Origin of the sequence: Escherichia sp. 93.1518 (genome assembly GCF_013368915.2) — a bacterium.
Lineage (GTDB): Bacteria > Pseudomonadota > Gammaproteobacteria > Enterobacterales > Enterobacteriaceae > Escherichia > Escherichia ruysiae.
The window spans coordinates 1-13674 of the sequence record NZ_JABWMT020000022.1; the positions used below are offsets into that span (position 1 = coordinate 1).

Consider the following 13674-nt stretch of genomic DNA (forward strand, 5'->3'; position numbering starts at 1 on the left):
AACCTGCGACCAATTGATTAAAAGTCAACTGCTCTACCAACTGAGCTAACGACCCACTTTTGCGTTGCTTTCGGTTTGTTTGATATCCCGTGGCAACGGCGGCATATATTACTGATTTCAGATTTGAGCGCAACAAAAATTTCGATGTAGATCACTCAACTGCTTATGATTCGCACGACACGACCAGAAATAATGCGACTTCTGGTCGTGTGTTATGCATTACATCGCGTTCAGACGTTTTTGCGCCTGTTTAGCGCCATCAGTACCAGGGTATTTACTGATAACCTGCTGGTACACGGCTTTCGCTTTCGCGGTGTCACCTTTATCCTGCATGATGACGCCGACTTTAAACATCGCATCCGCAGCCTTCGGTGACTTCGGATAGTTTTTCACCACCGAAGCAAAATAGTACGCCGCATCATCTTTCTTACCCTTGTTGTAGTTTAACTGACCCAGCCAATAATTGGCGTTTGGCAGGTAAGTTGAATCAGGGTAATTTTTGATGAAATTCTGAAATGCCACCATCGCGTCATCCTGGCGGGATTTATCCTGTACCAGCGCAATAGCTGCATTGTAATCAGTGTTTGCATCGCCGCTTTTCACCGGCGCGCCAGCATTCGCAGTACCTGCATCAGCTGTTGGCGTCGTTGATGCCGCAGCACCGCTTTGATCGCCGCTGGTTGATTGCGCCGCTGCACCACCGCTGCTGAGGCTATCGATCTGCAACAGGATCTGCTTTTGCCGCTCCACGACCTGATTCAATTGATACTGATTTTCCTGAATCTGACCACGCAGGGAGTCAATATCGGACTGATTATCAGAGAGTTGTTGCTGGAGTTGGGTTAAAAGCTGGCTGTGAGCATTAGAAATACGCTCAAGTTGAGTGACGCGGTCTTCGACCGAGCCTGAGCCGACACTACTGATTGGTGCCTGAGCAAAAGCGGCCCAAGGGGCCGCTATACCAACCAGTAACGACAGACTCAATAGTTGATGTCTGAAGTTACTGCTCATGCAATTCTCTTAGTAAACCAGTACCGCACGACGGTTTTTGGAGTATGCCGCTTCGTCATGACCCAGTACTGCAGGTTTTTCTTTACCGTAAGAAACGATGGAGATCTGGTCTGCAGAAACGCCTTTACCCTGCAGGTACATCTTAACGGCGTTCGCACGACGTTCACCCAGGGAGATGTTGTATTCCGGAGTACCACGTTCGTCCGCGTGACCTTCTACGGTGACTTTGTAAGACGGGTTGCTACGCAGGAAGTTTGCGTGTGCATCCAGCATTTGAGCGAAGTCAGAACGGATATCGTACTTGTCCAGATCGAAGTAAACGATGTTGTTCTGCTGCAGCTGTTGCATTTGCAGACGAGCCTGCTCTTCGGAAGACATATTGCCGTTGCTGCCGTTCGCATCCATACCAGTGCCGGCACCCAGCATGCCTTCGCTGCCGTCATTGCTGGCGTTCTTGTTGGAAGAACATGCCGCAATTGCCATAACAGGCAGAGCAATCATCAGCCCTTTCAGCACTTTGTTCAGTTGCATTTCAATGATTCCTTTACTATTCAATTAATTATTATCACAGATACGGCGACCAGGCAGGGAATTTGACCTGTCCATCAGTTGCCGGAAGACGCGCTTTGAAACGCCCATCTGTAGAAACCAAATTCAGCACGGATCCCATCCCCTGAGAAGAGCTGTAGATTACCATAGTGCCGTTAGGTGCCAGACTTGGCGTTTCATCCAGGAACGTTGACGACAGTACTTGTACGCCTCCCGTTACCAGATCTTGTTTGGCAATGTGCTGCTGCCCACCATTGGAGCTGACCATTACCATAAACTTACCGTCGCTGCTGACATCCGCATCCTGGTTCTGCGAACCTTCCCAGGTAATACGTTGTGGCGCACCGCCGTTGATATTCACTTTATAAACCTGCGGACGACCGGCCTGGTCAGAAGTAAATGCCAGGTTCTGGCTGTCCGGGAACCAGGTCGGTTCGGTGTTGTTGCTGCGACCGTCAGTCACCTGACGAATCTGACCAGAAGCCAAATCCATTACGTACAGGTTCAGGCTACCAGTTTTCGACAGAGCGAATGCCAGCTTGCTGCCGTCTGGCGAGAATGCAGGCGCACCGTTATGACGCGGGAATGAAGCCACCTGACGTACAGCGCCATTTGCCAGCGTCTGAATAACCAGCGCGGAACGACCGCTTTCGAAGGTGACATATGCCAGTTTAGAACCATCTGGTGACCACGCAGGAGACATCAGCGGCTGCGGTGAGCGATGAACCACAAACTGGTTGTAACCGTCATAGTCAGATACGCGCAGTTCATACGGGAACTGACCGCCGTTGGTCTGAACAACGTAGGCAATTCGGGTACGGAACGCACCTTTAATGCCGGTCAGTTTTTCAAACACTTCATCACTGGCGGTATGACCAGCATAACGCAGCCATTGCTTGTTAACTTTATAGGAGTTCTGAGCAAGTACAGTACCCGGCGCACCGCCGGTATCAACCAGCTGATAAGCAACATTGTAAGAGCCGTCAGGATTTGGAGTGACCTGACCTACAACGACAGCATCAATGCCCAGCGCACACCATGCAGCAGGTTGAACTTCCTGCGCACTACCCGGCTGCTGTGGCAGACGAGCGCGATCTAACGGATTAAATTTACCGCTGTTACGCAAGTCAGCAGCAACGATGCCACCAATATCTTCGGGTGCCGCGCCAGGCCCTGCCCACTGGAAAGGAACTACACCAATAGGACGACCGGAATCTACACCGCTGTCGATCACAATGCGGACTTCAGCGTGCAGAACTGATGCCCACAGTATGAGAAAACCAAATGCTACTCGTAATGCCTGCTTCATCATATCTCCCTTATCTGGACAGATAGCCCACGATAATTTAGCAGAATGTTAACAAACTCAAATACACAAAACTACCAGAACCCAGCGACAACCGATGTTTGATGTTAACCGCCGTGACGGTCAACATCGCGATTACGGCTTGAAGTCCAATGGTGCGTTTTTGAACACTTCATATACTGCCTGGCTTGGTGGTTTCGGGATCTTCGCAAGTTTAGCTGCTGCCAACGCAGCCTGACAAAGTGCGGGATCGCCACCTTCAGGTTTGATATCCAGTAACATGCCATCTGGCGCCAGTTTTATGCGCAGCGTACAGGTTTTGCCTGCATAGGACGATGCGTCATAGAACTTACTTTCGATAGCAGATTTAATCTGCCCGGCATAGTTATTGATATCTGCGCCTGATGCGCCATTGTTTTTAGTATTACCACTCCCGGCAGGCGAAGCATTGTTCCCTTTCGCCCCACCGCCGGTTTTCGGTGCATTCTTACCAGAGCTTAGCTCACCGAAAATATCATCTGCCTCTGCGGCAGCTTTTGCTGCAGCGGCTTTTTCAGCTGCTGCTTTTGCCGCTGCGGCTTTTTTGTCTGCGGCGGCTTTTTCTGCCGCTGCTTTCTTCTCAGCTGCAGCCTTTTCAGCAGCCGCTTTTTCTGCTGCTGCTTTTTTCTCGGCTGCGGCTTTCTCTGCTGCCGCTTTCTTATCAGCAGCCGCTTTTTCTGCCGCTGCTTTCTTCTCAGCTTCGGCCTTCGCTTTTTCGGCAGCTTCGGCTGCCGCTTTTTTTCTCGCTTCTGCTGCGGCTGCTTCTGCCGCTTCCGCTTTCTTCTTCAGCGCCGCAGCTGCTGCCTCGGCTTTTTTCTGTGCCTCAACAGCGGCTTTGGCAGCTTCTGCTTCCGCTTTTTTCTTCGCGTCTGCAGCCGCTTTCTTCGCTGCTTCTGCGGCTGCTTTGGCATCCGCTTCAGCCTTCGCTTTAGCATCTGCTGCCGCTTTCGCTGCCGCCTCTTCCGCTTGCTTCTGCTTTAACTCGGCCTGTTTAGCGGCTTCTTCAGCCTGCTTCTTCTGTTCCTGAGCAGCTAACCGCTCTTTCTCAAGTTGCTTCAGGCGTTCCTGTTCAGCCGCTTGTTTCTCACGCAGTTCTTCAGCTGCCTGCTGTTCCTTCATCTTGCGCTGCTCTTCGGAACGCTTCGCGCTTGATTCCTGGCTTTGCATACGCTTGTACTGCTCAACTACCGCACCTGAATCAACCATTACGGCATCGATGGACGAACCACCGCCGCCACCGGCTGAAGCTTCTATATTCTCATCGAACGAACTCCAGATCAGCGCCGCAAATAAGATGACATGCAGCACTGCTGAAATAATTATCGCCCGCTTGAGCTTGTCGTTTTGTTCGGTTGCCTTTGACACTCTCGGTTCCCAAAAACTGTTCGCCTGTTACCCGCTCTCTTTCAAGCAAGGAAAACGCAGATGCTTAGATAGGCTGCGTCATTAAACCAACCGATTTCACACCCGCACTGTGTAACAAGTTCAGTGCTTTAATTATTTCATCGTAAGGCACATCTTTTGCGCCACCGATCAGAAAGACCGTTTTCGGGTTGGCCTTGAAACGGCTGGACACTTCCGCCACCACCTGCTCTGGTGGTAAACGCTCCAGGCGATCTTTCTCAACCACCACGGTGTACTGACCAATACCAGACACTTCAACAATCACTGGCGGATTATCGTTACTGCTCACCGCCTGTGATTCAGTAGCGTCTGGCAGATCGACCTCCACGCTCTGGGTGATGATGGGCGCTGTCGCCATAAAGATCAGCAACAGCACCAGCAGTACGTCCAGCAACGGTACAATGTTGATTTCGGACTTGAGATCGCGACGACCTCGTCCACGCGCTCTGGCCATGGCTTACCCCTTGTTGCTCTCGCTAACGGTAAACGCCTGGCGGTGCAGAATCGCGGTAAACTCTTCCATAAAGTTGTCGTAATTCAGTTCCAGTTTGTTTACGCGCTGGTTGAGGCGGTTATAAGCCATTACCGCCGGAATTGCGGCGAACAGACCAATTGCCGTCGCAATCAACGCTTCTGCGATACCGGGCGCAACCATTTGCAGTGTTGCTTGTTTTACCGCCCCGAGGGCGATAAAGGCGTGCATGATCCCCCAGACCGTACCAAACAGACCAATATACGGGCTGATGGAGCCAACCGTACCGAGGAACGGAATGTGCGTTTCCAGATTTTCAAGTTCACGGTTCATGGAAATACGCATCGCACGCGACGCCCCTTCCACTACGGCTTCCGGCGCATGGCTATTGGCACGATGCAGGCGCACAAATTCTTTGAACCCGCTGTAAAAGATTTGTTCCGAACCAGTCAGATTATCCCGTTTTCCCTGGCTCTCTTGATAGAGGCGGGAAAGTTCGATTCCAGACCAGAATTTATCTTCAAACGCTTCAGCTTCGCGTGCTGCAGCGTTAAGAATACGGGTCCGCTGGATAATAATGGCCCAGGATGCGATTGAGAAACCAATCAAAATCAACATGATAAGTTTAACCAGAAGGCTAGCCTTCAGGAACAAATCAAGGATATTCATGTCAGTCACTGCTTAAACTCCGCGACAATAGACTTGGGAAGCGCACGAGGCTTCATTTTGAGTGGGTCAACGCAAACAACCAGAACCTCAGCTTCATTCAGCAAAGTATTCTCGGCGTTGACAATACGTTGCGTGAAAACCAAAGAGGTGCCACGCATTGATGTTATTTCAGTCTGTATTTCGAGCATATCGTCGAGCCGCGCAGGTGCGTAATATTCCACCGTCATTTTACGTACCACAAAGGCAACGCGTTCAGCCATCAGCGCCTGTTGACTGAAGTGATGGTGACGCAGCATCTCTGTGCGTGCTCTTTCATAAAAAGCGACGTAACTGGCGTGGTACACCACACCACCGGCATCGGTATCTTCATAGTAGACGCGAACCGGCCATCGAAACAGCGTTGTATTCACTTTACATCCCGGTAATGCAACAAAAGTTAGAACTTTTAAACGCTGCTACTATACGCGTGCGATTGAGGTTTGGGAATGAGGGCAAGTTAAGGGAGCGTAAAAATTTATGGACTGTTGAAGGTCCATAAATTTTTAAAGAGAATTCTGATTTAAAAGAAGAAGAAAATCAGCCCGACAATGAGAACAATATCGGCAAGCAGTGGGCAAAAAATCCCTTGCCAAAGAACCTTCTGCGGACGAAAACCCACGCCGTGAATCACGCCAGCACAGACGGCCCACATCAGCAATAAACCATGCCAGATTTCCAGTTCACTGGTCTTCGCGGCGAAACGTGATGGGTCCCAAAACATACATCCTGCTAACAGAAGTGCCATCACGAAGGAAAGCGCCCGCAGGGGGCGCTTGTCCATTACCGCATACAAAGTTGCGATAATTTTACTCATTAGCTGTCTTCTTGACCGGCTTTGCCTGATTCGACGTGCTCAAGCGCCAGCGCGGTGATTACCCCAAATGAACAGGCAAGAAGCGTTCCCAGAATCCATGCGAAATACCACATTATTAGCTCCTTACTTAGTACAGAGAGTGGGTGTTACGTTCAATGTCTTCTTTGGTGATACGTCCGAACATTTTCCAGTAACACCAGGTGGTGTAGAGAAGAATGATCGGAACCAGAACCACCGCAACCCAGGTCATGACGTTAAGCGTCAGCTGGCTGGAAGTTGCATCCCACATCGTCAGACTTGCATTCATCATGGTGCTGGACGGCATCACAAACGGGAACATTGCAATACCGGCAGTCAGGATGATGCAGGCCAACGTCAGGGAGGAGAACACAAACGCCCACGCGGCTTTATCCATACGTGCAGTCAGGATGGTCAGCAGCGGCAGAACAACACCCAGCGCCGGAATAGCCCACAGAATCGGCATATTGTTGAAGTTCACCAACCATGCGCCAGCTTCACGAACAACTTCTTTATTCAGCGGGTTAGATGCTGCGTAATGGTCCATTGTCGATTTAACGACATAACCGTCGATACCGTACATCACCCACACGCCAGCCAGTGCAAAGCAGACCAGTGTCACCAGCGCCGCCACCTGTGCAGTTGCACGGGTACGCAGGTGCAGTTCGCCCACGGTACGCATCTGCAGATAGGTCGCGCCCTGAGTAATGATCATCCCTACGCTCACCACACCAGCCAGCAGGCCGAACGGGTTAAGCAACTGGAAGAAGTTACCGGTGTAGTACAGACGCAGATATTCATCAACGTTGAACGGTACGCCCTGCAACAGGTTACCGAACGCCACACCAATCACCAGCGGCGGAACGAAGCTACCAATGAAGATGCCCCAGTCCCACATGTTGCGCCAACGGGTGTCTTCAATCTTGGAACGGTAATCAAAACCGACCGGACGGAAGAACAAAGACGCCAGTACGAGGATCATCGCGACATAGAAGCCGGAGAACGCAGCGGCATAGACCATCGGCCAGGCAGCGAACAGCGCGCCACCTGCGGTGATTAGCCATACCTGGTTACCGTCCCAGTGTGGCGCGATAGAGTTAATCATAATTCGACGCTCGGTGTCGTTACGACCGAGGAAACGGGTGAGCATCCCCACCCCCATGTCGAAACCGTCAGTGACTGCAAAACCAATCAGCAGAACGCCAACCAGCAGCCACCAGATAAAACGCAATACTTCATAATCGATCATTTGACGACTCCTGTCTTAGCGTGCCGGCTGAGTAGTCGTGGAAGACTGCTCAAAGTGATAGCGACCGGTTTTCAGGCTGCTTGGGCCAAGGCGTGCAAATTTGAACATTAAGAACAATTCTGCCACCAGGAACAGGGTATACAGGCCGCAAATCAGCACCATCGAGAAGATGAGATCGCCTGCAGTCAGTGACGAGTTCGCTACTGCGGTAGGCAACACTTCACCGATAGCCCACGGTTGACGACCGTATTCAGCAACGAACCAGCCCGCTTCTACAGCAATCCACGGCAGCGGAATACCGTACAGCGCGGCGCGCAGCAGCCACTTTTTCTCACCAATGCGGTTGCGGATTACACTCCAGAAGGAGAGCGCGATAATTGCCAGCAGCAGGAAGCCACACGCCACCATGATACGGAACGCGAAGTACAGCGGCGCTACACGTGGAATGGAGTCTTTGGTTGCCTGTTGAATCTGCGCTTCAGTCGCATCTGCCACGTTTGGCGTATAGCGTTTCAGCAGCAGACCGTAACCGAGGTCTTTCTTCATGCTATTGAACTGGTCACGTACAGCCTGATCGGTGGAACCAGAACGCAGTTGTTCGAGCAGAGAGTACGCTTTCATCCCGTTACGAATACGTTCTTCGTGCTGCACCATCAGTTCTTTCAGGCCGATAACCGGTGTATCCACGGAACGCGTTGCGATAATACCCAGCGCGTAAGGGATCTGGATCGCAAATTTGTTCGTCTGCTCTTCCTGATCAGGAATACCAAACAGAGTAAAGGCGGCAGGCGCAGGTTGAGTTTCCCACTCGGCTTCAATAGCAGCCAGTTTGGTTTTCTGCACATCGCCCATTTCGTAACCAGATTCATCACCCAGAACAATAACAGACAGGACGGCAGCCATACCGAAGCTGGCAGCGATAGCAAAGGAGCGTTTTGCGAAGGCGAAGTCACGACCTTTCAGCATATACCATGCGCTGATACCGAGGATGAACATCGCGCCAGTCACATAACCAGACGCTACAGTGTGAACGAATTTCACCTGAGCAACCGGGTTAAGCACCAGCTCGGAGAAGCTCACCATCTCCATACGCATAGTTTCGAAATTGAAATCGGACGCGATTGGGTTTTGCATCCAGCCGTTCGCAACCAGAATCCACAGAGCGGACAGGTTTGAACCGAGCGCCACCAGCCAGGTGACACACATATGCTGAACTTTACCCAGACGATCCCAACCGAAGAAGAACAGACCTACAAAGGTGGATTCGAGGAAGAAGGCCATCAGACCTTCGATTGCCAGCGGCGCACCGAAGATATCCCCCACATAGTGGGAATAGTAAGACCAGTTAGTCCCGAACTGGAACTCCATGGTCAGACCGGTTGCCACACCCAGAGCAAAGTTGATACCAAACAACTTGCCCCAGAACTTGGTCATATCTTTATAAATCTGTTTGCCGGAAAGGACGTAGACCGTTTCCATAATGGCCAGCAGGAACGCCATACCGAGCGTCAGCGGCACAAAAAGGAAGTGGTACATCGCGGTCAAGGCAAACTGTAAGCGCGACAGTTCGACTATATCTAACATCATGACTCCTTGCTCATCGCATGAAGACTCCGAGAGTGAACCCCGTTAGAAAGGGTCACACGCATGCCCCAATACAAAATTATTTGCTCGCCCCTATCGTTGCCATTTCATCAAAAGAGGAAAGACAATGATAAAAAAGTTACAAATATGTTAATGAATAAACCAAATTGATCCCGTAATTATATTACGCCGCAAAATCCTTACAATAAACAGGTTTTTATTGAGCAAAATTGCATTTTTCGACAGTGATCAATTTATAGCGAAATTGTCACCATCTCACCAATTTGATCTACGACAATTTATCGTGTTTTGCAGATTTTTTTCAAGAATTAAAAATTGATTTATATCAAAATCAATCAGATATGTTAATTGTGTGTGAACCATGAATCACTAACAGCCTTGTTGTTAATTTATTGTAAAATAATAATGCAACATAATTATCACAACAAAAAGACATAGATAAAAAACCAGTATTTTATTTAACAAAGTCACCTTATCAATTTTTTATAATCCTAATTGATTAGAGTAGCCAATTTGTTGCTATTTCACATAACAATTTTTTATCATAGTTAATTGATTGTTGTCTTTATGAGCGCCGAACTGTAAATCCGTTACTTATTGTTTCTCTGGTAATAATCACAAAAAGAAATAGATACCTTCGGTATAGTCAGATAGAACAAGAATTTTCAAAAGAATTTATATATGGCATTGATACTTCCCGATCTGTATTCAATGATTCCCTCAACGATTGAAAATCAAGAGAAATTGTTATAACAGGGATACGAAACAACAAAACGGAATTATAGCCAGGCGTTAGAAAACACAGGATATTCTCGGGTAACACGCCACTCTGTCTAAAAATATTAACTCTCTGCCTTACAAAGGATTCCCCATGAAGAAAGCAACACATGTGATTGGCGTTGATGCGATTGTACTCTCATTTATCTATGGATATAGCGATATCGACTCATCAAGCATGAACTGAGTGGTATTCAGCTCCATATGAACAGCAACCTGGTGGGTAAACATGATTTCGCCGTTGGAATCAAGGTTGTTCTGCAACATCTAACAGATTGCTTCAATCTGCCTGTTTTGGCTGTGTAATATTCTTAATTTAACCATTTGAATATGATGATATTGTAAGATATCAGAAATTTAATTATCTGGAGATACGGCTTTACGACTACTGAACCTTAAAGTAATAGTTGATAATTCAGTAGTACATCAAGTGATATAACTAATTATATTAAAAAAGTTTTTTATACAATCGCATTGTAAAGAAGCATCAGCTACTTATAAAGCCCCAAAAAAAATATATATATTAATTCATGCTGAAATAATATTTTCGACCGTAGTTCACGTTTGAAATGATTAATGACCTGCGCCTCTCACGCAGGTCAAATCAGGAAACTGTGTAACCGGCAAATAAAATGTTCGTAAACAGCGGGTATCATCAGTTGCCCTCAAAATACAGCTGATTTACATTTTTGCTTTTACACGTGCGATAGCCTCTTCATAAGAGGGCTTATTTTTTTCCGCATAGGCGAGTTGATAATGCTGCAATGCATCAGCGTTCTGTCCTGCAGTTTCATAAATTTTGGCAATGTTATAATAGGAGTTAGCGCGCGTTGTCGCCGCATTTGCTCCACTGGCTAACGAGATCGCTTTACGATTTGCCCAAATCGCTTCCGCTATGTTGTCATTTTTCTGATAAGCCAGACCCAGGTTACTAAATGCCTGTCCGTAATTGCCATCTAATTCTGTTGCCTGTTGGAAGAGTTGAATGGCTTGCTCAAGTTGACCGGTTTTGTAAACAGCTTCACCTTCATGATTATATTTTCTTACCAGTTGAGTATCTCCACTGTTTTGCATCGCGGGCGAAGCCGGAGTTGAAGAGCCCGTCGCAGGTATTATCACAGTGGCTAAATCCCTAACGCCTAATGTGGTGTCATTAAAATTGGCGCTGGTAACAGAGTTGATATCTTCAAACTCGCCGTCTGGATTGAGTTTAAACACGGTCCAGATGTTCCCTCGTTCTCCAGCAGGGACACTATAACTACGCACCAGGGAGCTCGGCAGAACAATTTTCTTCATGTATAAATCCTTTTACTGCATGGAGAAGAGATATTTCGCCGGGCATTATTGCGCAAGGGATGGGAAAAAAAGCAGCGGGAAAGCTTTTCGGATTAGCGCCCGAATAAAAACAAAAAAGGCCATCATAAGATGGCCAACCATGTCGAAACCGACAGCCCTTCGCCATTCCTGTAGAGGGAAGCGGCGAGGGCTATTTCTTATTACAGATATTTATTTCAGAACAGTTTTCAGTGCTTCACCGATATCAGCCAGGCTGCGAACGGTTTTCACGCCTGCGGCTTCCAGGGCAGCGAACTTCTCATCCGCAGTCCCTTTACCACCGGCAATGATGGCGCCAGCATGACCCATACGTTTGCCTTTCGGCGCAGTCACACCGGCAATGTAACCCACAACTGGCTTGGTGACGTGCTCTTTGATGTACGCAGCCGCTTCTTCTTCTGCGCTACCGCCGATCTCACCGATCATCACGATCGCTTCGGTCTGCGGGTCTTTTTCGAACATTTCGAGAATGTCGATAAAGTTAGAACCTGGGATCGGGTCGCCGCCGATACCCACACAGGTCGACTGACCGAAACCGTAATCCGTGGTCTGTTTAACCGCTTCATAGGTCAGTGTACCGGAACGGGAAACGATACCCACTTTACCCGGTTTGTGAATGTGACCCGGCTGGATACCGATTTTGCATTCACCCGGGGTGATAACGCCCGGGCAGTTCGGGCCGATCATACGAACGCCTGCTTCATCCAGCTTCACTTTCACGGTCAGCATATCCAGCGTCGGGATACCTTCAGTGATGGTGATAATCAGTTTAATGCCTGCATCGATGGCTTCCAGAATGGAGTCTTTGCAGAACGGCGCTGGTACATAGATAACAGAAGCAGTAGCGCCAGTGGCGGCAACGGCTTCACGCACGGTGTTGAACACCGGCAGGCCGAGGTGGGTGGTGCCGCCTTTACCTGGAGTTACGCCGCCAACCATTTTCGTGCCGTATGCAATGGCCTGTTCAGAGTGGAAAGTCCCCTGGCTACCAGTAAAGCCCTGGCAGATAACCTTGGTGTTTTTATCAATTAAAATGGACATTATTTCCCCTCCACTGCAGCAACAACCTGCTGAGCTGCATCCGTCAGACCTTTTGCTGCAATAATATTCAGGCCACTGTCAGCCAGTTTCTTCGCGCCGAGTTCGGCGTTGTTACCTTCCAGACGTACCACGACCGGTACGTTAACACCCACTTCCGCTACCGCGCCGATGATACCGTCAGCGATCAGGTCGCAACGAACGATACCGCCGAAGATGTTAACCAGAACGGCTTTCACTTTGTCGTCAGAGAGGATGATTTTGAACGCTTCGGTTACACGTTCTTTGGTAGCGCCACCGCCAACGTCAAGGAAGTTAGCCGGTTCGCCGCCGTGCAGTTTAACGATGTCCATGGTGCCCATCGCCAGACCTGCGCCGTTAACCATACAACCGATGTTACCGTCCAGCGCAACGTAGTTCAGTTCCCACTGTGCAGCCTGCGCTTCACGTGGATCTTCCTGCGACTGGTCGCGCATTTCGCGCAGATCAGGCTGGCGGAACAGTGCGTTGCCGTCAGCGCCCAGTTTGCCATCGAGGCAGACAAGATCGCCCTGTTTAGTAATAACCAGCGGGTTGATTTCGATCAGCGCCAGGTCGCGCTCCAGGAAAATGGTCGCCAGGCCCATGAAGATTTTGGTGAACTGCTGAACCAGTTTACCTTCCAGACCCAGTTTGAACGCCAGCTCACGTCCCTGATACGGCATCGGGCCAGTCAGCGGATCAAGCGCAACTTTGTGGATCAGGTGCGGGGTTTCTTCCGCCACTTTTTCGATTTCCACGCCGCCTTCGGTGGAGGCCATAAAGACCACACGGCGGGAACTACGGTCAACAACGGCGCCGAGATACAGCTCTTTAGCGATATCGGTCGCCGCTTCAACCAGAATCTGGTTAACCGGTTGGCCATTGGCATCTGTTTGATACGTTACCAGACGCTTGCCCAGCCAGTTCTCTGCAAAAGCACGGATGTCTTCTTTGCTGTTTACAACTTTCACACCGCCCGCTTTACCACGGCCACCAGCGTGAACCTGACATTTCACTACCCACGGACCCGCACCGATTTTTGAAGCGGCTTCTTCTGCTTCGCGCGGAGTAGTACAGGCATAACCCACTGGCGCCGGTAAGCCATAGCGGGCAAAAAGTTGTTTTGCCTGATATTCATGTAAGTTCATGTGTTCTGTCCATCCTTTAGTAATCGTTATCTTTTAAACCGTAGACCGAATATGACGTATCGTTTCCGGGCATTGTCGGTCACCCGTAGGCCTGATAAGACGCGCCAGCGTCGCATCAGGCTTCAATTGCCGGAGAAGGCGATAAAGCCTTATCCGGTCTACAGTGCAGGTGAGGCTTAA

At 49.4% G+C, this 13674-nt stretch carries 13 protein-coding genes and 1 pseudogene; all 14 read right to left on the reverse strand.

Translation table 11 applies throughout. The features are described from left to right. Positions 1-219: 219 nt before the first annotated feature. Positions 220-1011: a cell division protein CpoB gene (cpoB, locus tag HEN21_RS15870; RefSeq protein ID WP_000097569.1), complete on the reverse strand. Its 792-nt coding sequence runs from the start codon at positions 1009-1011 to the stop codon at positions 220-222. Between the two features lie 9 nt (positions 1012-1020). Further along, entirely contained in the window at positions 1021-1542 is a 522-nt protein-coding gene (gene pal, locus HEN21_RS15875) for a peptidoglycan-associated lipoprotein Pal (protein WP_010352216.1), read from the reverse strand. A 34-nt stretch (positions 1543-1576) separates the two neighbouring features. Continuing rightward, complete coding sequence (tolB, locus tag HEN21_RS15880) at positions 1577-2869, reverse strand: Tol-Pal system beta propeller repeat protein TolB (RefSeq protein WP_176252626.1); 1293 nt, start codon at positions 2867-2869, stop codon at positions 1577-1579. A gap of 132 nt (positions 2870-3001) precedes the next feature. Then, complete coding sequence (gene tolA / locus HEN21_RS15885; RefSeq protein ID WP_105286595.1) at positions 3002-4270, reverse strand: cell envelope integrity protein TolA; 1269 nt, start codon at positions 4268-4270, stop codon at positions 3002-3004. Positions 4271-4334: 64 nt separating this feature from the next. After that, positions 4335-4763, reverse strand: a complete 429-nt coding sequence (tolR, locus tag HEN21_RS15890) for a colicin uptake protein TolR (RefSeq protein WP_000090097.1) — start codon at positions 4761-4763, stop codon at positions 4335-4337. A gap of 3 nt (positions 4764-4766) precedes the next feature. After that, entirely contained in the window at positions 4767-5459 is a 693-nt protein-coding gene (gene tolQ, locus HEN21_RS15895) for a Tol-Pal system protein TolQ (RefSeq protein WP_000131314.1), read from the reverse strand. Continuing rightward, a complete protein-coding gene (ybgC, locus tag HEN21_RS15900; protein ID WP_001098384.1) occupies positions 5456-5860 on the reverse strand; it encodes a tol-pal system-associated acyl-CoA thioesterase in 405 nt (134 codons plus the stop codon). The genes tolQ and ybgC overlap by 4 nt, the downstream gene beginning before the upstream one ends. Before the next feature lie 149 nt (positions 5861-6009). Then, positions 6010-6303 carry a cyd operon protein YbgE gene (gene ybgE / locus HEN21_RS15905; RefSeq protein ID WP_000034602.1) on the reverse strand — a complete coding sequence of 98 codons (294 nt, stop codon included), beginning with the start codon at positions 6301-6303 and terminating at the stop codon, positions 6010-6012. Continuing rightward, positions 6303-6416: a cytochrome bd-I oxidase subunit CydX gene (gene cydX / locus HEN21_RS15910; protein ID WP_000270283.1), complete on the reverse strand. Its 114-nt coding sequence runs from the start codon at positions 6414-6416 to the stop codon at positions 6303-6305. Before cydX ends, ybgE begins: the two co-directional genes overlap by 1 nt. Positions 6417-6430: 14 nt before the next feature. Further along, complete coding sequence (gene cydB, locus HEN21_RS15915; RefSeq protein ID WP_000568269.1) at positions 6431-7570, reverse strand: cytochrome d ubiquinol oxidase subunit II; 1140 nt, start codon at positions 7568-7570, stop codon at positions 6431-6433. A gap of 15 nt (positions 7571-7585) precedes the next feature. Then, the gene (gene cydA, locus HEN21_RS15920; RefSeq protein ID WP_010345240.1) at positions 7586-9154 is read right to left on the reverse strand and encodes a cytochrome ubiquinol oxidase subunit I; all 1569 of its coding nucleotides are present in this window, start codon (positions 9152-9154) and stop codon (positions 7586-7588) included. Between the two features lie 1479 nt (positions 9155-10633). Then, positions 10634-11239: pseudogene (locus tag HEN21_RS15925) on the reverse strand (tetratricopeptide repeat protein); the annotation flags it as partial. Between the two features lie 219 nt (positions 11240-11458). Next, the gene (sucD, locus tag HEN21_RS15930; RefSeq protein ID WP_000025458.1) at positions 11459-12328 is read right to left on the reverse strand and encodes a succinate--CoA ligase subunit alpha; all 870 of its coding nucleotides are present in this window, start codon (positions 12326-12328) and stop codon (positions 11459-11461) included. Then, the gene (sucC, locus tag HEN21_RS15935; RefSeq protein WP_001048608.1) at positions 12328-13494 is read right to left on the reverse strand and encodes an ADP-forming succinate--CoA ligase subunit beta; all 1167 of its coding nucleotides are present in this window, start codon (positions 13492-13494) and stop codon (positions 12328-12330) included. Before sucC ends, sucD begins: the two co-directional genes overlap by 1 nt. Positions 13495-13674 lie beyond the last annotated feature (180 nt).